Annotated in this window: 7 protein-coding genes; all 7 read left to right on the top strand. The window is 74.8% G+C overall.

Going from position 1 to position 21,297, the window contains the following annotated elements; translation table 11 throughout:
* Positions 1-9: 9 nt before the first annotated feature.
* The 7 genes from HB370_RS21530 (at position 10) to HB370_RS21500 (ending at position 21,215) form a co-directional block, all read left to right on the top strand.
* The gene (locus HB370_RS21530) at positions 10-1,272 is read left to right on the top strand and encodes an ATP-grasp domain-containing protein (protein WP_030790754.1); all 1,263 of its coding nucleotides are present in this window, start codon (positions 10-12) and stop codon (positions 1,270-1,272) included.
* Positions 1,269-2,570 carry a hydrolase gene (locus HB370_RS21525; RefSeq protein WP_244405594.1) on the top strand — a complete coding sequence of 434 codons (1,302 nt, stop codon included), beginning with the start codon at positions 1,269-1,271 and terminating at the stop codon, positions 2,568-2,570. Before HB370_RS21530 ends, HB370_RS21525 begins: the two co-directional genes overlap by 4 nt.
* The gene (locus HB370_RS21520; protein WP_078637740.1) at positions 2,567-3,814 is read left to right on the top strand and encodes an MFS transporter; all 1,248 of its coding nucleotides are present in this window, start codon (positions 2,567-2,569) and stop codon (positions 3,812-3,814) included. Before HB370_RS21525 ends, HB370_RS21520 begins: the two co-directional genes overlap by 4 nt.
* A complete protein-coding gene (locus HB370_RS21515; RefSeq protein WP_030790744.1) occupies positions 3,807-4,775 on the top strand; it encodes an NAD-dependent epimerase/dehydratase family protein in 969 nt (322 codons plus the stop codon). The genes HB370_RS21520 and HB370_RS21515 overlap by 8 nt, the downstream gene beginning before the upstream one ends.
* Positions 4,775-5,071, top strand: coding sequence for a putative quinol monooxygenase (locus HB370_RS21510; RefSeq protein WP_030790741.1), 297 nt, complete (start codon positions 4,775-4,777; stop codon positions 5,069-5,071). The genes HB370_RS21515 and HB370_RS21510 overlap by 1 nt, the downstream gene beginning before the upstream one ends.
* A 120-nt stretch (positions 5,072-5,191) precedes the next feature.
* Positions 5,192-14,422, top strand: a complete 9,231-nt coding sequence (locus HB370_RS21505) for a type I polyketide synthase (protein ID WP_030790738.1) — start codon at positions 5,192-5,194, stop codon at positions 14,420-14,422.
* 25 nt (positions 14,423-14,447) lie between these two features.
* Positions 14,448-21,215 carry a hybrid non-ribosomal peptide synthetase/type I polyketide synthase gene (locus HB370_RS21500; RefSeq protein ID WP_051816091.1) on the top strand — a complete coding sequence of 2,256 codons (6,768 nt, stop codon included), beginning with the start codon at positions 14,448-14,450 and terminating at the stop codon, positions 21,213-21,215.
* The last annotated feature ends 82 nt before the right edge of the window (positions 21,216-21,297 follow it).

The raw sequence follows: 21,297 nt of genomic DNA, 5'->3' as shown, positions 1-21,297 counted from the left end.
GCGCTGAACATGCACATCCTGATGATCGAATGCAACCCCAACGGCATCGCCGGCATCGCCAACGCCCTGGAGCTGGGCCACGACGTCACGCTGGTGTCGGTGGACCCCGACTTCTACCTCGGCGTCTCCCCGCTGGCCGAAGCCGCCTACGCCCACCCGAACTGCCAGGTGGTCAAGAGCGAGCAGGCCTTCTCCATCGAGGAGCTGACGGCGCTGGCGCGCCGGCTGCACGCGGAGAACCCCATCCACGGAGTGACCACCTACAGCGAGTACCACACCGTTCACACGGCCGCCGTCGCCGAGGCGCTCGGCCTGCCCGGCATGAGCGTCGAGGGCGCCCGCAACGCCCGGCACAAGCACCTCACCCGCCTCACCCTGGACGGCACCGGGGTCCGCCAGCCGCGCTTCGCGCACGTCGCGGATGCCGACGACCCCGCCGCCGTCGAGGCCGCCGTCCGCGAGATCGGCTTCCCCTGCGTGGTCAAGCCCTCCGACGGCACGGCAAGTCTGCACGTGCTCCACCTGAAGGACGAGGATGACCTGCGCGCCTACCTCGCCGACCTCGCGGATGTCACCGACTACGGGCGCGGTGTGCGGCGCATCCCGGACGTGCTCATCGAGGAGTTCGTCACCGGCGAGCTGATCTCGGTCGAGTCCTGCGTCCTCGGCAAGGGCGAGGTGGTCAACCTCGGTCTGACCGACCGTCCGCTCAGTGGCTTCCCGTACTTCATCGAGATGGGTGCCACGTACTTCAGCGGACACCCGCTGCAGGACGAGCTGTTCGCCATGACCACCCGTGTGCTGAACGAGCTCGGCGTGGACTTCGGGTTCATCCACACCGAGTTCCTGCTCGGCCCGGACGGCCCGGTGCTGTGCGAGGTCAACGGCCGTCTCATCGGCGGGATCGTGCCGACGCTGATGCAGCTCAGCTCCGGTGTCGACCCGTACCTGGAGGTCATCCGGCAGGCCCTCGGCGAGCGTCCCGAGCTGCCCTTCCCCGGCGAGACCACGGCCGGCGGCCACTGGTTCGGCGCCCCGGTCGCCGGCACGGTCGAGCACATCGGCTTCGACGCGCTGAAGGACCTGCCCGGATTCCACGACGCCCTCGCCTACAAGAAGCCCGGCACCCCGGTCACCCGCCTGTCCACCAGCAACTTCGACTGGATCGGGCACGTCATCTTCACCGGCGCCGACCGCACCGAGGTCAACAAGCGGTGCGAGGAGGCGCTGGACCTGATCGACCTCGGGATGAAGGTCGAGGTCGCCCGATGAGCCGTGAGGAGCTTTCCGGCGTAGCGATTCCCAGCCTCGACGCCGGCACCGTCTTCGACGTCACCGTCGAGGACGGCGTGTTCGCCCGCATCGAGCCCACCGGAGCCCGCCGCGGACACGAGGACGAGTTGTGGCCCGGCTACACCGAGACCCACGCCCATGTGTCGCTGCCCGCCAACTGGGACGACACCGCCGACGACCCGCGGATCGTCGCACTGCAGTACGTCTACCACGGCGTCACCCATGTGGTGGACATGTTCGGCTTCCCGCTGGTGGCCGACGCCTGGGCGGCCGGCCGCGCGGCTTCCGCGGTGCCGTACCCCGAGATCGTCCACTGCGGTTACGCGGTCACCGCGACGACGAACGCCGCCGGTCTCACGGGCCACGGCGTGGAGTTCCCGGCCCCGGTGTACATGATCGCCACCGAGGCCGACCTGGAACACGCGATACGGTCCAATGTCGAACGCGGCGGCACCTTCCTCAAGGTGATGTTCACGGACGGCACCGAACAGCCGGACAGCCCGGTGAAGTTCTCCCGGCTGTCCCGCCGGGTGCTGGAGTTCACCGCCCGGATCGCCGCCACCCGGGGCCTCACCGCGGTCATCGACTGCAACACCCTCCAGGAGACCCGCTGGGCCTACGAGTGCGGCTTCCGCCTCTTCGCCCACAGCGTGCGCGACCGCACGCTCGACGCGGCCGACTGGAAGGAGTTCGAGGGGGCCCGTTTCGTCTCCACCCTGGCCGGTCTGCGCCCCATGGTCATGACGGGCGAGGAGTTCGCGGCGGAGTACGGGCGCGAGGGCTTCGCCGAGACCCAGGACCTCCGCAACCTGGAGTTCGCCCGGACCATCGAGAAGCCCTACGGCATCGAGTTCGGCTGCCAGGAGACCCGTACGGCGGCGCTGGCCGACATGCGCCGCAACGCCCTGGCCACCCTGGAGCAGGGCAGGCTGCTGATCGGTACCGACTCCGGCAACACGGGCGCGTACCACGGCTACTCCTTCCTGAGCGAACTCGGCCTGCTGCGCGGCGACGACGCCTCGCTCGACGAACGGCTGCGCCACCAGGCGACGGTCGGGGGCCGCCGCTACTTCGACGAGCTGAGCGGCGACAAGCGCGGCGTCCACCCGCTGAGCGTCGGCGAGGCCGCCACCTACAACCTGCACGCTCAGGGCCGGCCGCTGTCCGCCCTCCCGCTGCGCACGGTCGTCCGGGGTGTGCCCGTCGACCGGCAGGCCGTCGCCCGCACCATCGCCGAGCTGCGTGCCGCGGGCGCGGGCCGGAAGGAGGAGCGGTGACCAGGGAGCGCAGGCGCGCGCTCGTCGGGGTGGTCGGCGGCATCCTCCTGGCGAACACCGGGAGTTACATCTGGTTCCCCGTGCTCGTCGCCACCCTCGGCGGGTCCGACAGCGGGTTCTGGGCGGGCGTGGTCATGTGTATGACGTACGTCGGCCGGCTGCTCGCCACCTTCTGCTACGAGGGGATCGCGGCGCGCTCCGGTGTCCGCACGGCCGTGTTCCTCGGCACCGCGCTGGAAGCCGTGGCACTCGGGCTGATGGGGTTCGTCGACGGCGTGCTCGCGTACAGCGTGCTGGCGTTCTTCATCGGCTTCGGTTCGGGGACGTCCTTCCCGGGCCTGAAGAACGTCCTGGTCTCCTTCCCCGAGGACGAACGGCCCAAGGCGTTCTCCGCGTTCCAGATGGCGGGGCAGGTCGGCCTCTTCGGCGGCGCGCTGTCGGGCGCCGTCCTGGCCGAGGTGGAGCTGCGGACCCTGTTCACGGTGGTGTTCGTGTTCTTCGCCGGCTTCTGCCTGATCACCTTGGCGCTGCTCCCCCGGGACGGCTCCGGGCGGACGCCGGACACCGCGGGCGGGCGCGTCCCGCTGTTCAGCCTGGCCGCGTTCAAGGGCATCGAGGTACGCGGCGCCACCCGCTACTTCCTGCTGTCCGCCGCCTTCTGGTCCCTGTCCCTGGGCTTCGTGGTCGGCATCCCGCTGCACATGGAGGAGTACGTCCCGGGGTGGGCCCCGTCCGCGCCGTTCTGGATCACCGGCCTGAGCGTCCTGGTGCTCCAGTACCCGCTGTTCCAGCTGTTCAGCAAGCGGTTCAGCCCGGGGACGGTCATGGCCGTCGGACTGACGGGAATGACCGTCGCGTTCGTCGCGTTCGGGGCCGGCCGCACCGCCCCCTGGGTGGTGGTCGGCTGTCTGACGGTCGTGCTCGGAGAGATCCTCTTCGTGCCGTCGTTCGACCTCTGGATCTCCCGCCGGGTGCCCGAGGACCGGCTGGCCAAGGCCATGGGCGCGATGCACTTCTTCCGCAGCGCGGGGAACATGGCCGGCTCCCTGGCCGCGGGCATCCTGTTCGACCTGTCGCGCTCCCTCGGCGTGGCGGGCGGCAACTGGTACGTCGCCGCCCTGCTGGCGGCGGGCTGCGCACTGGTCTGCCTGAGCGGCCGGCACTCCGGCGCGGCCGACGGCAGCCGGCGGACCGAGGACGCCGAAGTCACGGAGAATGAAGGAACAGTGAGAGAAAATGTCTGACATCTGCGTCATCGGGGGCACCCGGTTCTTCGGGAAGTTGCTGGTGCACAAGCTGTTGGCGGACGGGCACCGGGTCACCCTCGTCAACCGCGGGCAGACCCCCGACCCGTTCGGTGACGCGGTGCGGCGGCTGCGCGCCGACGTCAACGTCCCCGGCGAGCTGACCGCCGCGGTGGCCGGGGAACGGTTCGACGCCGTGATCCACCAGATGTGCTACACGCCCAACGCCGCCGTCGAGGTGTGCGAGGCGTTCGGTGAGCGGGCCGGGAAGATCGTCATGACCAGCACCATCGAGGTGTACAACAAGGACACCTTCCGCGGGCGGTTCCCGGCCCCGCCGTTCGGTGCGCGCGCCCGGGAGGAGGAACTCGACCCGGCGGACTACGACTTCGACACCACCCTGCCCTGGGACGCCCCGGGCTACCTGGACGCCCACTACGGCGAGGGCAAGCGCCAGGCCGAGGCCGCGCTGACGCGCCGCGCGAAGGTGCCGGTGCTGCTGGCCCGGGTCGCCCATGTGCTCGCCGCCGAGGGCGACTTCACCGGACGGCTCCGGTTCCACCTCGACCGGGTCCGGGCCGGACAGCCCATCGTCGCCCACACGGCGCCCGGCCGGACGTCACTGGTACGGGCCGAGGAGGCCGCCGGCTTCCTCGCCTGGGCGGCCCTCGCCGACGCCACCGGAGCGGTCAACGTCGCCTCTCCGGACACCGCGGACGTCTACGACGTCTGCGCCGCGGTGGAGAGCGCCACGGGACTGGCGGCCGAGGTGATCGAGAAGGAGGACCCCTCCGGCGATCCCGGTCTGTCCCCGTTCTCGTGCCTGTCCGACTTCGGCATGGCGAGCGACCGCGCCGCGGCCCTCGGCCACCCCTTCACCCCGATCGCCCAGTGGCTCCCCACGGTCGCCCGTGACGCCCTCGCCGGCCCGGCCGGCCTTTCCCACTCCAAGGAGCAGTGATGTTCGACCTCCTCGTCATCGTCCGCGTGCCCGAGTCCGACGAGATCCCGGCGGTGGCCGACGCCCTGGCCCGGATGCGGCCGCTGTGTCTCGCCGAGGACGGCTGCGTCGCCTGGGAGGCGTACCAGTCGCAGGACGATCCCGGCCGTTTCGTCCTCGTCGAGCGATGGGCGAGCCGCGCCCACTGGGAGGCGCACGACTCCGGCGACGCCATCCAGAAGATCTACATCCCCGAACTCCTGCCGCGCGTCGAACGCGAGGTGCACCCGAGCACTCCGGTGAGCAGGGCGCAGTAGCAGACGTCAGGGCGACGAGGACCGGGCCGCCTGCGCGGGCGGCTCCGTGCGCCGTCACATCACCCGCCGATTCGGCAGAGACACTGGGGTGCATCAACCATGGGAAGCGCTGGTCACGACATGCGTGAGCGCCACTCACGCGCGGTCGCGGTCGTAGGGATCGGTTGCCGGTTCCCGCAGGCGGACGGGCCGGAGGCGTTCTGGCGGCTGCTGCGCGGCGGCGGTGACGCCATCACCGGCCGACGGGACGGCCGGGGCCCGGAGCGCGGCGGGTTCCTCGACCGGGTCGACGCGTTCGATCCCGGGTTCTTCGGCATCTCGCAGCGCGAGGCCGCGGTCATGGACCCGCGGCAGCGGCTGGCCCTGGAACTGGCCTGGGAGGCCATGGAGCACGCCAGGACCCTGCCGGGCGACCTCAGGAACAGCCGGACGGGCGTCTTCCTCGGGGCGATCGGCGACGACTTCGCGACCCTGCTGCACGGCCTGGGTCCCGACGCGGTGACCGGGCACACGCTGACCGGACTGCAGCGGGGAGTGATCGCCAACCGGATCTCCTACACGCTGGGCCTGACCGGTCCGAGTCTGGTGGTCGACACGGGGCAGTCCTCGTCGCTGACCGCCGTGCACCTGGCGTGCGCGAGCCTGCGGGACGGCGAGTCCGACCTGGCCCTGGCCGGCGGGGTGAACCTGCTCCTCGCGCCGGAGAGCACCCTGGCCCTGGAGCGGGCCGGGACGCTGTCGGCGGACGGGCGCTGCTACACCTTCGACGCCCGCGCCGACGGCTACGTCCGGGGTGAGGGCGGCGGGATCGTCGTCCTCAAGCTGCTGGACGCCGCCGTCCGCGACGGCGACCGCGTCCTCGCCGTGATCCGCGGCAGCGCCCTGAACAACGACGGTGCGACCGAGACGCTGCCGACGCCGGGCCGTGCGTCGCAGGAGCGGGTGCTCCTCGCCGCCTGTGCCGACGCGGGCGTCGAGCCGGGCGAGATCGGGTACGTCGAGCTGCACGGGTCGGGAACGCGGGCCGGCGACCCGGTCGAGGCCGCCGCGCTCGGTGCGACCCTGGGTTCGGCCCGCACCGATGACGCCCCGCTGCTGGTCGGGTCGGTGAAGACGAACATCGGCCATCTGGAGGGCGCGGCCGGGATCGCCGGGTTCATCAAGGCCGTCCTGTGCGTCAGCGAGCGCGAACTCGTGCCCAGCCTGAATTACTCCGGGCCCGGTGAGCGGATCCCGCTCGACGCGCTGCGGCTGCGGGTGAACACCGAGACCCGGCCCTGGCCGGCGCCGAAGGAGCCGCTGCTCGCGGGCGTCAGCTCGTTCGGGATCGGCGGCACCAACTGCCACGTGATCATCGCGGACCCGCAGGGCATGGAGCCCGCCGGCGGCGGAACCGGCACCGGGGCGTTTCCCTCGGCCCGGTCCGGACCCGACGAGGGCACCGGGGCACCCTCCTCGCTCCTGACCGGACCCGACGGCGCCGGGGCGCTGGCATGGGTCCTGTCGGCACGCGACGAAGCCGCGCTGCGTGAGCAGGCCGCCCGGTTGCGCGCCCATGTGGAGGAGCGGCCGGAACTGGGCGTGGCCTCGGTGGCCCGGTCGCTGGCCGTCACCCGCACCACGTTCGAACACCGCGCCGTCGTCGTCGCGGACGACCGGGACCGCTTCCTCGCCGGACTCCGGGCCGGGTCGGCCGGGCAGCCGGCGGCGGCCGTGGTGGAGGGCCGGCACGACGGGCCGCCGGTCCGGCCGGTGTTCGTCTTTCCCGGCCAGGGCTCGCAGTGGGCCGGCATGGCGGCGGAGCTGCTCGACACGTCCCCGGTCTTCGCCGACCGGATCGGCGCGTGCGCCGAGGCCCTGCGCCCTTACCTGGACTGGTCGCCGCTCGACGTCCTGCGCGGTGTTCCCGGTGCGCCGCCGCTGGAGGGCGACGAGGTGATCCAGCCCGTCCTGTGGGCGGTGATGGTGTCGCTGGCCGCGCTGTGGCGCTCGGCCGGGGTGGAGCCCGCCGCCGTGGTGGCCCACTCGCAGGGCGAGATCGCCGCCGCCACCGCCGTGGGCGCCCTGTCCCTGCGGGACGGCGCGCGGATCGTGGCCCTGCGCGGCCGGGCACTGAACCGGATCGCGGGCCGCGGCGGGATGCTGTCGGTGGAACTGCCGGCCGGACAGGTGCGGCGGGACCTCGCGGCGGTGGCGGCCTCGCTGTCGGTCGCGGCGGTCAACGGCCCCGCACAGACGGTGGTCGCGGGCCCGGGCGCCGCGCTCGACGCGCTGGCCGCGCACTACGGGGACCGGGTACGGACCCGGCGGCTGCCGGTCGACTACGCCTCGCACAGCGCGGATGTCGAGGAACTGCGGGAGGACCTGCTCACCGCCTTCGCCGGGATCACCCCGCGCTCCGTGACCGTGCCGTTCTACTCGGCCGTCACCGCCGCACCGGTCGACACCGCCGAGCTGGACGCCGGGTACTGGTTCCGCAACATGCGTGAGCCGGTGCGGTTCGGTCCGGCCGTCGAGAAGCTGCTGGACGCGGGCCACTCGACGTTCCTGGAGATCAGCCCGCACCCGGTGCTGACGACGGGCGTCCGGCAGACGATCGACCTGCACGGCGGGGACGGCGCGGCGCTGTCCACACTCCGGCGCGGCGACGGCGGCCGGCACCGGTTCCTCACGGCGGCGGCCGAGGCCTTCGTGCGCGGCGTCGCGGTGGACTGGACCGCGCTGCTGCCGGGCTCCCCGCCGCTGACCGACCTGCCGGCCTACCCGTTCCAGCGCGTCCCCTGCCGGCCGGCCGGACTGCCCGAAGTCGCCGGGCAGGCGCCCGACGCGACCGGAGTCCGGGCCCCGGCGCCGGCCGTCGGCGGGGACGGCCCAGCGCTGCTGGAGCTGGTCCGGAGCCTGACGGCGGTCGTACTGGGCGCCGCGTCGGCCGCCGACGTCCGCCCCGGCCGGTCGTTCCGGGAACTGGGCCTGGACTCGGTCATGACGCTCGAACTGCGCGACCGGCTGTCGGCCGCGACCGGGCTGAGGCTGGACAGCACCGTCCTGTACGACCATCCGAGCCCGGCCGCCCTGGCCGCCGCCGTCGACGGGCTCAGGACGGGCGCGCCCACCGGTGGCGCCCCGGCGGCCGCGCCGGAGCGGGCCGACGACGACCCCGTGGTCATCGTCGGCATGGCCTGCCGGTTCCCCGGCGGGGTGCACTCGCCCGAGGACCTGTGGCACCTGGTCGACACGGGCACCGATGCCATCGGCGACTTCCCCGACGACCGCGGCTGGGACCTGGCGGCACTCCACCACCCGGACCCCGAACGGATCGGGGCCTCCTACGTCCGCCAGGGCGGCTTCGTACGGGACGCGACGGACTTCGACGCGGAGTTCTTCGGGATCAGCCCGCGCGAGGCCCTCGCCATGGACCCGCAGCAGCGGCTCCTCCTGGAGGTCGCGTGGGAGGCGCTGGAGCGCGCCGGGATCGACCCGACGGCGCTGAAGGGCAGCCGGACCGGCGTGTTCGCCGGGGCGATGCACTCCGGCTACGGGCCGGGCATGGAGGCGGCCGGGCACGGCGTCGCGGGACACCTGCTGACCGGCACCAGCGCGAGCGTGATCTCCGGGCGGATCGCCTATGTCCTCGGCCTGAACGGGCCCGCGCTGACCGTGGACACCGCGTGCTCGGCGTCGCTGGTCGCGCTGCACCAGGCGGTGCGGGCGGTGCGCGCCGGGGAATGCTCGCTCGCCCTGGCCGGCGGGGTCACGGTCATGGCGACCCCCGGCATGTTCGTGGAACTGTCCCGCCAGCGGGTGCTGGCCGCCGACGGCCGCTGCAAGGCCTTCTCCGCCCAGGCGGACGGCACCGGGTGGGGCGAGGGCGCGGGCATGCTCGTGATCGAGCGGCTCTCGGACGCCCGCCGCCAGGGCCACCCCGTGCTGGCGGTCGTCGCCGGCAGCGCCGTGAACTCCGACGGCGCCTCCAACGGGCTGTCCGCGCCGAGCGGCGTCGCCCAGCAGCGCGTCATCGCGGACGCGCTCGCCGACGCCGGGCTCGCGCCGCGGCAGGTCGACGCCGTGGAGGCGCACGGGACCGGCACCGCCCTCGGCGACCCGATCGAGGCGAGCGCCCTGCTGGCCGCCTACGGGCGGGACCGGGACCGGCCGCTGTGGCTGGGGTCCCTCAAGTCCAACATCGGACACGCGCAGGCGGCGGCGGGCGTCGGCGGCGTCATCAAGATGGTCCAGGCCCTCCGGCACGCGACCCTGCCCGCCACACTGCACGCCGACGAGCCGTCCCCGCACGTGGACTGGACGTCCGGGTCGGTGGCCCTGCTCGACCGGGCCCGGCCCTGGCCGGACACCGGTGAACCCCGTCGCTGCGGCGTCTCCTCGTTCGGGATCAGCGGCACCAACGCGCACGTGATCCTGGCGGAGCCGCCGGCCCAGGCCGGCCCCGCCGAAGAACCGGTACGGCCGCCGGTGGTGCCGCTCGTGCTGTCCGCCCGTACCCCGGAGGCGCTGCGGGAGCAGGCCCGGAGGCTGGCCGCCGAACCGCTCGACGCGGTCGCCGCGGCACCGGCCCTGACCGCCAGGGCCGCCCTCGGCGAGCGTGCCGTGGTGATCGCCGGTGACCGGCAGGAGGCCGGCCGGGGCCTGGCGGCTCTGGCCCGCGGCGAGGAGCCCCCCGGTGTCGTCACCGGCCGCGCGGGCGAGCCCGGCCGGACCGTTCTGGTCTTCCCCGGACAGGGCGGCCAGTGGCGGGGCATGGCTGCGGAACTCGCCGCCGAGAGCCCCGTCTTCGCCGCCCGCCTCGCCGAGTGCGAGCGCGCGCTCGCGCCCTACGTCGACTGGTCGCTGGCCGACGCCCTGGCCGGGGCGCCACTGCTCGACCGGATCGACGTCGTACAGCCCGCGCTGTGGGCCGTGATGGTGTCGCTGGCCGAGCTGTGGCGGTCGGCCGGGGTCGTACCGGACGCCGTGGTCGGCCACTCCCAGGGCGAGATCGCCGCCGCCGTCGTGGCCGGGGCGCTCTCCCTGGACGACGGCGCCCGCGCCATCGCCCTGCGCAGCGCCGTGGCCGTCGACCTGATGGGCACGGGCGCGATGGCCGTGGTCCCGCTGCCCGTGGAGCGGGTACGGCAACGGCTCGGCACGCTCGCCGTCGCCGCGGTCAGCGGACCGGCCACCACCGCCGTGGCCGGAGCCGCGGACGCGATCGCCGCCCTCGTCGACGCCTACCAGGCCGAGGGCGTCAACGCCCGGGTGATCCCGGCGGCCTTCGCCTCGCACTGCCCTGCGGTCGAGCCGATCCGCGAGCGGATCCTGGCCGAGCTGGCCCCGCTGGCGCCGCGCACCGGCGAGATCCCGCTGATGTCCTCGGTCACCGCCGCCTGGCAGGAGGGCGGCGCGCTCGACGCGTCCTACTGGTACCGGAACCTGCGGCACACCGTGCGCTTCCAGGAGGCGGTCGAGGCGCTCATCGCCTCCGGCCACACCACGTTCGTCGAGGTCGGCCCGCACCCGGTGCTGACCGGCAGCATCGGCCAGATCCTGGAGGAGGCCGGGGCCGACGGGATCGTCACCGGCTCGCTGCGCCGCGACGACGGGGGCCTGCGCCGGTTCCTCACCTCCGCCGCGGAGACCTGGGTCCAGGGTCTGCCCCTGGCGTGGGAGCGGCTCACCGGAACGGCCGCCGGCCACGTCGAGCTGCCCACGTACCCCTTCCAGCGGCGGCGCTACTGGCTCACCGGGACCTCCGGGCCGTCCGGCACGGCCGAACTGGGCCAGGCCCCGGCCGGTCATCCCCTGCTCGGCGCGGCCGTCGAGCTCGGGGACGGCGAGACGGTGTTCACCGGGCGGCTCACCACCCGCTCCCATCCCTGGCTGGCCGACCACACCCTGTCCGGCACGATCGTCGTACCGCCCGCCGTGTTCCTGGAGACGGCCCTGCACGCCGGCACGCGCGCCGGCACGCCGCGGATCGAGGAGCTGACGGTCTCCGCGCTCGTGGAACTCCCGGAGGACGGCGCCGTCGACCTCCGTGTGCGGGTGGCGGCCGAGGACGCCGACGGGCTGCGGGCCTGCCGGATATCCGGCCGGGCGACCGGCGGGGAGTGGACCGAGTACGCCACCGGCACCCTCGGCCCCGCCCCGGCCACGGCACCGGCCCCCGTGGACTGGCCGCCGGCCGGCGCGGCACCGGTACCGCCGGCCCGCCTGTACGAGGATCTGGTCCTGCGGGGCCAGGAGCACGGGCCGGTGTTCCAGGGGCTGCGCGCCGCCTGGCGACGCGACGGCGAGCAGTTCGCCGAGGCCGTCCTGCCCGAGCCGGAGGCCGCGCACGCCGGGACCTACCACCTGCACCCCGCCCTGCTCGACGCGTCCTTGCACGGCCTGATCGCCGACGCCCCGGCCCCCGAGGGGCAGCTCGTGCAGCCGCTGCGCTGGCGCGGGATGACCCTCTTCGGTACGGGCGACCGCACCTCCCTGCGGGTGCACGCGGCCCCCTCCGTGACCGGGGGCGTCGCCCTGACCCTGTTCGACGGCTCGGGGAAGCCGGCCGGTCTGGTCGAGTCGCTGGAGCTGTGCCCGGTCACGGCGGGCCGCCCGGCCGATCCCGCGGCCCTGGCGCGCGGCTCCCTGTTCGCGCTGGGCTGGGAACCGCTGCCCGCGCCGGCGGCCGTCCCGCCGGCCGGGCCGGTGCCGGTCCCGTGGGACGCCTTCTCGCCGGACGCCCTGGCCGCCGAACCGGCCGGGCACGCCGTCGTGGCCTGCCCGGCCGGTGAGCCCGGAACCGATCCGGCGACGGCGGCACGGCACGCGGCCCGCCGGACGCGGGATCTGCTCGGCCGGTGGCTCGCCGAGGAACGGCTCGCCGGGTCCCGGCTGGTGCTGGTGACCCGTGGGGCCGTCGCCGTCCGGCCCGGCGAGACCGTCCGGGACCTCGCGCAGGCGGCGGTCTGGGGTCTGGTGCGGACGGCACAGGTCGAGCACCCGGGCCGGTTCGCCCTGGTCGACCTCGCCCCCGACGCCGTCGAGGTGCCGGCCGCGGCACTGGTACCGGACGAGAACCAGGTGGCGGTCCGGGACGGAGCCGTCCTGGTGCCCCGGTTCGCGCCCGCGGCCGGTGACCCCGCGCTCCCGCTCCCCGGCGACGCGCCCGAGTGGCGCCTCGACATGCCCGAACGCGGCACCCTCACCGCCCTGGAGCTGCGGCCCTGCCCCGAGGCCGCCGCCGAACCCGGCCCCGGCCGGGTCCGGCTCGCGGTACGCGCCGCCGGGCTCAACTTCCACGACGTCCTCGGCGCGCTCGGCATGCACCCCGGCGACCCGGGCCCGCTCGGCCTGGAAGGCGCGGGCGTAGTCACCGCGACCGGGCCCGGCGTCACCGGCCTGGCCCCCGGCGACCGGGTGATGGGCCTGTTCTCCGGCGCGTTCGGCTCGGTCGCCCACGCCGACCACCGCACCCTCGTCAAGATCCCGGAAGGCTGGTCGTACACCCGGGCCGCCGCCGTACCGGTCGCCCATATGACCGCCCTGCACGCGCTCGTCGAACTGGGCGGCGTACGCCCGGGCGACCCCGTGCTGATCCATGCCGGGGCGGGCGGCGTCGGCATGGCCGCCGTCCAGCTGGCCCGGCACCTGGGCGCGGAGGTCTACGCGACCGCGTCTCCCGCCAAGTGGCCCGCGCTGCGTGCCCTCGGCGTGGCCGGCGACCACCTGGCCTCGTCCCGTGAGCCCGGGTTCGGCGAGCGCTTCGGCGCGGGCGGCCGGCGCATGGCGGTCGTCCTGAACTCGCTGACCGGCGAGCTGGTCGACGAGTCGCTCAGGCTGCTGCGTCCCGGCGGGCTCCTGGTCGAACTGGGCCGGACCGATCCGCGCGACCCGGCCGAGGTGGCCGCCGCGCACCCCGGAGCGCGCTACCAGACCTCCAACCTCCTGGGGTTGCCGCCCGAGCACCTCGCCCGCCTCCTGAACCGCGTGGTCGAGCTGTTCGCCGAGGGCGCGTTCACCTGGCCCGCCGTCACCGACCTGGACGTCCGGCGCGCACCCGAGGCCTTCGGGCTGCTGCGCCGGGGCACCCACGTCGGCAAGGTGGTGCTCACCGTCCCGCCGGTCCTCGACCCCGACGGCACCGTCCTGATCACCGGCGGGACCGGCGCCGTCGGCCGGGCCGTCGCACGGCACCTGGTCACCGAACACGGCGCACGAAGGCTCCTGCTGGCCGGACGCCGCGGCGGTGACGCACCAGGAGCGGCCGAGCTGGCGTCCGCCCTGGAGGCGCTCGGTGCCGAGGTGCGGTTCGCGGCCGTGGACGTCGCCGACCGGGACGCCGTCGCCGCGATGATCGAGGCCGTGCCCGGCCGGCACCCGCTGACCGCCGTGGTCCACGCCGCGGGCGTGGTGGACGACGCGCCGGTCACCTCGCTCACCGCCGGGCAGATCGACCGGGTGATGCGCGTCAAGGCCGACGGTGCCTGGCATCTGCACGAGCTGACCGCGGGCCACCCGCTCACCGCGTTCGTCCTGGTCTCCTCGATCATGGGGACGCTCGGCGGCGCCGGGCAGGGCGGCTACACCGCCGCCAACGCGTTCCTCGACGCACTCGCCCGGCACCGCCGCGCGCAGGGACTGCCCGCCCTCGCGCTGACCTGGGGTCTGTGGGACGACCCGGACGGCATGATCGGCGCCCTCACCGCCGCCGACCGGGCCCGCTTCGCCCGGGCCGGACTGGTGCCGATGGCTCCCGGACACGGCCTGGCCCTGCTGGAGGCGGCGCTGCCGTCACCGCACGCCGTCCTGGCGCCCGCCCGGCTCGACCGCGAGGCCCTGCGCGACCTCGGACCGGACCTTCCGCCGGTGCTGCGCTCGGTGGTGGCGGCGGCCGGAGCGGGCCGGCCCGGGAACCACCCCGGACACCGGCGGCAGCGGCCGCTGCGGGAGGAGCTGGCCGCCCTGACCGGCGCGGAACGCGCCGAGGTCCTCGCCGAGGTGATCCGCGGACACATGGCCGCCGTCCTGGGGTCCCGGCCCGAGGCGATCCCGGACGACAGGCCGTTCGGCGACCTCGGGTTCGACTCGCTCACCTCGGTGGAGTTCCGCAACCGCCTGAACGCGGCGACGGACCTCACCCTCCCCCTCACCGTGCTGTTCGAGGCGCCGACGCTGCCCGAACTCGTCGCCGTCCTGGACGGCGAACTCGTACCTGCCGAGGAGACACCGGCCGCACCGGAGGACGACTCCGGGGACCCCGGGGCGGACGTGGCGGCGCTCGCCGAAGCAGACGTGACGGCGCTCGTCGAAGCCGCGACCGCCGAGGAACTGCTCGACTTCATCGACCGCGAGCTCTCCGGCTCCTGACCGGCCCACGGAGGACCGATCCGTCATGGGATCAGAAACGAACGAGAAGCTGCTCGGATACCTCAAGCGCCTCACCCTCGACCTGCACCAGGCACGCGAGCGCCTGCGCGAGCTGGAGGAGGGTGACCGCGAGCCGATCGCGATCGTCGGCATGGCGTGCCGGTATCCGGGCGGCGTCGACTCGCCGGACGCCCTGTGGCGGCTGCTGGCCTCGGGCGGGGAGACCGTCGGCCCGTTCCCCCGGGACCGGGGCTGGGACGACGGCCTGTACGACCCCGAGAACGGCGGCCGCAGCCTGACGGGCTCCGGCGGCTTCCTCTACGACGCGGCCGACTTCGACGCCGGCTTCTTCGGCATCAGCCCGCGCGAGGCCCTGGCCATGGACCCGCAGCAACGGCTGCTGCTGGAGACCACCTGGCGGGCCTTCGAGGACGCCGGGATCGACCCGGACTCGGTGCGCGACACCGAGGTCGGCGTGTTCACCGGGCTGTCCTGCGACGACTACGCACTGGGGCGCGGCGACGTGCCCGAGGAGGCCGAGGGCTTCCTGGCGACCGGGACGGCCGGCGGCGTGGCGTCCGGCCGGATCTCCTACACGCTCGGCCTGCGCGGCCCGGCGCTCACCGTGGAGACGGCCTGTTCGTCCTCGCTGGTCGCGCTGCACCTGGCCGTCCAGTCGCTGCGCCGCGGCGAGTGCACGATGGCGCTGGCGGGCGGTGCGACGATCATGGCGACCCCGCGGCTGTTCACCGAGTTCACCCGCATGCAGGGCCTGTCGCCGGACGGCCGGTGCCGCCCGTTCTCGGCCGCCGCCGCGGGCAGCGGGTTCTCCGAGGGCGTGGGCGTCCTGCTGGTGGAGCGGCTGTCGGACGCGAGGCGGCTCGGCCATCGCGTGCTGGCCGTGGTGCGGGGCAGCGCGGTGAACCAGGACGGCACCAGCAACGGCTTCACCGCGCCGAGCGGGTCCGCACAACAACGGGTCATCCGGCAGGCGTTGCGGGACGCGGGGCTGACGCCCGGGGACGTCCAGGTGGTGGAGGCGAGCAGCACCGGCACCCCGCTCGGCGACCCGATCGAGGCGCGCGCCCTGCTCGCCGCCTACGGGCGGGACCGGGACCGGCCGCTGCGGCTCGGCTCGCTGAAGTCCAACATCGGGCACTCGCAGGCGGCCGCGGGTGTCGCCGGTGTCATCAAGACGGTGCTGTCGATGCGGCACGGCAGGCTCCCCGTCACTCTCCACCTGGACGAGCCCACCCCGCACGTCGACTGGTCGTCGGGCGCGGTCGAACTCGTCGCCGAGGAGACCGCTTGGCCGCAGACGGCGGGGCCGAGACGCGCCGCGGTGTCCTCGCAGGGCATCAGCGGCACCAACGCCCACGTGATCCTCGAAGAGGCGCCGCCCGCCGCGCGGGCCGGAGAGCGGGTCGCGCCCGCCGAGCAGGACGGGCCGCACCTGCTGACCCTGTCGGCGAAGACCCCGGCCGCCCTCGCCGAACTCACCGCGCGCTACGCCGACCTGCTCGCCGACGGCGCCGACGGCGATCCGCTCGCCTCGGTCTGCCGGACCACGAGCCTCGGGCGGGCCCACTTCACACACCGGCTCACGGCCGTCGCGTCCTCCCGTGCCGAGCTGCGGGACCTCCTCATCCGGACCCGCACGGGCGGGGCGCCGCCGCCCGGTGTCCGCGTCGGCCGGCGGACCCCGGAGACCGGCCGCGGCCCGGTGTTCCTGTTCGACGGCGGCCCGGACGCACGGTACGCCGAGGTCACCGCCGCGCTGTCCGAGACCGAGCCGGTGTTCCGCGCCGCCCTGAACCGGTGCGCCGAGGCGTCCGCCGTGCCGGCCGGGACCCGGCCGGAGCCGTTCGCCGTCGCGTACGCGCTCGCCGAGCTGTGGCGGTCCTGGGGCGTGGAGCCCGCCGCCGTTCTCGGCCACGGCATCGGCGAGCTGGTGGCCGCGTGCGTCGCGGGCACGATGAGCCTGCAGGACGCGCTGCGGGCGGCGGCCCGGACTCCGGCGGACGCCACCGGACCGGACCGGTTCGCCGACGAGGTGGCCGCTCTGCTGCGGGACGGACACCGCACCTTCCTGCGGATCGGGCCGGCCTCGCCGCTCCCCGACCGGGTCCGGGCGACCGAGGACACCGTGTTCCTGCCGTCGCTGGGCGAGGGGGAGGACGCCCGGCGCACGCTCCTCGACAGCCTCGGCGCGCTCTACACCCGAGGCGTCCGGATCGACTGGACGCGCGTGCACGGCGAGCCCGCCGGGCCGCCCGCCGCACTGCCCGGCTACCCGTTCCAGCGCGAACGGTACTGGCTGTGGACGGGAGCCACGCGCACACCGCGGGTTCCGGCTCACGACGGACCGCTGGTCGCCCAGGTACGGCTCGTCGGCGCCGACGGCACGCCCGTGGCGCTCGCCGACGGCGTACGCCTGGAAGCGGTGCCCGACGCCGCCGGGGCCCCCGCGCCCGGAACGGGACGACCGGCCGCACCCGGCGGGGAAGAGCCGCCCGCGGCAGGGACCGGGAGCACCGCGGAGCCGGTGGCCGGCATCGTCGGCCGGGCGCGCGGCGCGGCCGTCACCGGTGACGAACTGCACCTGCCGCTGCGGAGCCTGGGCATCGACTCGCTGATCGCGATGGACATCCGGCAGACCCTCGCCCGGCGGCTCGGCGTCGACGTTCCGCTGCCCGAGCTGCTGGACGGCCGGAGCGTCGCCGAGATCGCGCAGACCGTCCAGGCGGCCCGCGAGGGCGCGGACCGCACCGGCGAGCCCGCGACGACACCGGCCCGGGACCACACCGGCGAGCCCGCGACGCCGCTGGTCGCCGACCCGGCGGGCCGCCACGAGCCGTTCCCGCTCACCGACCTCCAGCAGGCCTATCTGGTCGGCCGGACCGACGCCTTCGAACTCGGCAACGTCTCCACCTCCTTCCTGGTCGAGATCGACCTGGAGGAAACCGACCTCGACCGGCTCGCCGCCTCCTTCCGGCACCTCGTCCACCGGCACGACATGCTCCGGGCGGTCGTCTCCAGGGACGGGCACCAGCGGGTGCTCGCCGAGGTCCCCGACTACCGGATCACCACGGTCGACCTGCGCGCGTGCGACGACGCCGAACGGGCCCGCCGCCTGGCGGAGATCCACGAGGAGATGCGGCACCAGGTCTTCGACACCGAGGTCTGGCCGCTGTTCGACATCCGGGCCACCCTGCTCGACGCCCGCACCACCCGGCTGCACCTCAACTTCGACGCGCTGATCGTGGACGGCCGCAGTTCCGGGCTGCTGTTCCAGGAGTGGGCGCAGACCTACCGCCACGGCGCACCCGCGACCCCCGCCCCGCGCCTCACCTACCGCGACTACGTGCTCGCCGCCGCCAAGGCGGACACCGCGCGGCGGGAGAAGTCGCTCGCCTACTGGCGGGCACGCGTCGCCTCCCTCCCGCCCGCGCCCGCCCTGCCACTGCGCCCGGGACCCGCGCCACGGCGGCCGGTGTTCACCCACCGCACGGACCGGATCGCGCCCGAGGCCTGGCAACGCTTCAAGGACCACGCCGCCTCGGCGGGCATCTCGCCCTCGGCCGCCCTGTGCACCGCGTACGCACAGGTGCTGGGCGCCTGGAGCGCCTCACCGCGTTTCACGCTCAACCTGCTGGCGTTCAACCGGCGGCCGCTGCACGACGACGTCGGCAGGATCGTCGGAAACCTCAGCGCGACCACCCTGCTGGAAGTCGACACCACTCCCGTCGAAACCTTCGCCTCGGGTGCCACGCGGCTGCAGGAACAGCTGCTGACCGACCTCGAACACGGGCACGTCAGCGGCGTCGAGGTGCTGCGGGAGATCAACCGCACCCGGGGCGGGACCGGCCTGGCCGGCATGCCCGTGGTCTTCACCAGCACGATCGGCTTCTCGGGGCAGGGCGACGGCGAGCGCGGCGCGCTCACGGCGCTGACCACGCTGGGCACCTCCGGCAGGCCGGCGTCCAGCTCGGTCCGGACACCACAGGTGTGGCTCGACCACCAGGCTCTGGAGGAGGCCGGGGAACTCGTCCTCAACTGGGACGTGGTGGAGGAGATGTTCCCCGACGGCGTCGTCGACGGGATGTGGGACGCCTACCTGGACCTGGTGCGGGACCTGTGCGGCGAGGGGGCGTGGCACCGTCCGCCGTCCGTGCTCGCGCCGGTGGCCGACCTGGAGCTGCGCAGGGCCGTCAACGCCACGGACGCCCCCGTCCCCACCGGGCTGCTGCACGACGGGTTCCTGCGGCAGGCGGCGAGCCGGCCGGACGCGCCCGCCGTCATCACCGCCGGCCGGACCCTCGACTACGGCGAGGTGGACCGCCGCTCCGACCGGATCGCCCGGTGGCTGATCGACCGCAGCGCGGGCCCGGGCGTGCTCGTCGGCATCGTGATGGACAAAAGCTGGGAGCAGGTCGTCGCGGCGCTGGGCATCCTCAAGGCCGGGGCCGCCTACGTACCGGTCGACGCCGCCACGCCCGGCCGTCGGCTCCGGACGATCCTGGAGACCGCCGGTATCGGTCTGGTGCTGACCCGGTCGGCGGTCGCGGACGCGCTCGACCTGCCGGACGGCATCCGCTCGCTGCACGTCGACACCGAGCCGGAGGACACCGGGGCGAGCGGCCCCCTGCCGCCTTCCCCGGCCCGTCCCGACGACCTCGCGTACGTCATCTTCACCTCGGGCTCCACCGGGGTGCCCAAGGGCGTGATGATCGAGCACACCGGCGCGGTCAACACGATCCAGGACATCAACGACCGGTTCGGGGTGACCGCCCGCGACCGCGTCCTGGCCCTGTCCGCCCTGCACTTCGACCTCTCGGTGTACGACGTGTTCGGCCTGCTCGCGGCCGGCGGGGCCGTGGTCCTGCCGGACGCGGCGGCGCAGCGCGAACCGGCCGCCTGGCTGGAACTGGCGAACCGGCACCGCGTGACGATCTGGAACAGCGTCCCCGCGCTGATGGACATGTTCGTCGCGCATGCGCGGGCGCTCGGCGGTCCGCCGTCGCTGCGCGTGGTGATGATGAGCGGCGACTGGATCCCCGTCACCCTCCCCGGGGCCATCGCCTCGCTGCTGCCGGACGCCCGGGTGTTCAGCCTGGGCGGCGCGACCGAGGCGTCCATCTGGTCGATCCAGTACCCGATCACCCATGTGGACCCGGACTGGACGAGCGTCCCGTACGGCACACCGCTGCGGAACCAGCGCTTCCATGTGCTGGACGGGGCGTTGCGCCCGCGCCCGGCCTGGGTCCCCGGCGACCTGTACATCGCCGGTGCCGGCCTGGCCCGCGGCTACCTCGGCGACGAGGCGAAGACGCGCGCGGCGTTCCTGCGCCACCCGGTGACGGGCGAACGGCTCTACCGGACCGGTGACCTCGGCCGGTACCTGCCGGACGGCACCATCGAGTTCCTGGGGCGCGTCGACTCCCAGGTGAAGATCCAGGGGCACCGGATCGAGCTGGGCGAGGTCGAGGCGGCACTGCTGCGCCGGCCGGACGTCCGCGCGGCGGCCGCGGTGGCCGAGGGCGAACGGGGCGGCCCCCGACGGCTCGTCGGGTACGCCGTGTCGGACGCCTCGGAGGAGGAGCTGCGCGAGGCCCTCCGCCGGGAGCTGCCCGGCTATATGGTGCCCGCCCGCATCGTCCTCCTGGACGAGCTGCCGCTGACCGGCAACGGCAAGGTGAACCGCCGGCTGCTGCCGTCGCCCGGGGAGACGGCCCCGCGCTCCGGTGCGGCGGTCGCACCGCGCGACGCGGCCGAACGGCTCCTGGCCGGGATCTGGGCCGAGTTCTTCGGGCCCGCCGGCACACCGGCCGACGTCACCGCGAACTTCTTCGACCTGGGCGGCGACTCGATGCTCGCGGTGCGGATGATGGCCCGCATCCGGCAGGCCACCGGCCGGTCCCTGCCGGTGGCCACGCTGCTCACCCGGCCGACCCTCGCCTCGCTCGCCGAGGTGCTGCGCGAGCGGTCCGGCGACGAGGGCCGGCCGGCCCTGGTCACTCTCCGGGACACCGGGACCCGGCCGCCCCTGGTCCTGGTCCACCCGGTCGGCGGCGACGTGCTCTGCTACGCCGGGCTCGGCGCCCTCCTGGACGACGACCAACCGCTGTACGCCCTCCAGTACCCCGACGTCGAACCGGCACCGCCGACCGTGGCCGGCCTGGCCGCGCACTACGCCGACGCGCTCACCGAACGGTTCCCGGACGGCCCGTACCGGCTCGGCGGCTGGTCCATGGGCGGCGTGATCGCCCTGGAGACCGCCCGCCTGCTCACCGGGCGGGGCAGGACCGTCGAGCTGGTCGCGGCGGTGGACCTGCTCGAACCGCCCGGCCGCGCCGAACCCGCCTCCGACGCGGCACTGCTGGCCCGGTTCGCCCGTGACCTGGCCGGGCTGGCGGGAAGCGACTGGAACCCCGGGCCGGCCGAGTTCGAGCCCGCGCACGACCGGTCCCCGGTCGAGGAGTTGCTGACGCGGGCCCGGCGGGCCGCCGTCCTGCCGGCCGAGATCGACGCCGCCACCCTGGAACGGCTCGCGAACCGGTTCCTGCGCCTCAGCCGCGCACTGGCCGGCCACGAGCCCGCCCCGTACCGGGGCCGGGTCCGGCTGCTGCGGGCCATGGACGGGGCCACCACCGCGACCACCCGGCAGTGGCTGGACCTCCTCGGTGACCAGGCGGAGAGCATCGACGTGCCCGGCGACCACTACAGCGTCATGCGCTCCCCGAACCTCCGGACGCTGGCGGCCGAACTCGGCAAGGCCCTGGAGGACCTGTGACCCGGACCCGCCCGACCCGCCCGACCCGCCCGGCCCGCCGAACCCGCCGGGCCGGGAGCACCAGCCGTACCAGGAGGACCGG

This window comes from Streptomyces sp. DSM 40868 (assembly GCF_011820545.1).
GTDB lineage: Bacteria > Actinomycetota > Actinomycetes > Streptomycetales > Streptomycetaceae > Streptomyces > Streptomyces eurythermus.
Note: the sequence above shows the minus strand (reverse complement) of the source record. Positions and strands in the feature narration are given on the sequence as shown.

Coding starts and splice junctions, on each gene's coding strand:
- HB370_RS21530 (WP_030790754.1), top strand. CDS start 10: ATGCACATCCTGATGATCGAATGCAACCCCAACGGCATCGCCGGCATC.
- HB370_RS21525 (WP_244405594.1), top strand. CDS start 1,269: ATGAGCCGTGAGGAGCTTTCCGGCGTAGCGATTCCCAGCCTCGACGCC.
- HB370_RS21515 (WP_030790744.1), top strand. CDS start 3,807: ATGTCTGACATCTGCGTCATCGGGGGCACCCGGTTCTTCGGGAAGTTG.
- HB370_RS21510 (WP_030790741.1), top strand. CDS start 4,775: ATGTTCGACCTCCTCGTCATCGTCCGCGTGCCCGAGTCCGACGAGATC.
- HB370_RS21505 (WP_030790738.1), top strand. CDS start 5,192: ATGCGTGAGCGCCACTCACGCGCGGTCGCGGTCGTAGGGATCGGTTGC.
- HB370_RS21500 (WP_051816091.1), top strand. CDS start 14,448: ATGGGATCAGAAACGAACGAGAAGCTGCTCGGATACCTCAAGCGCCTC.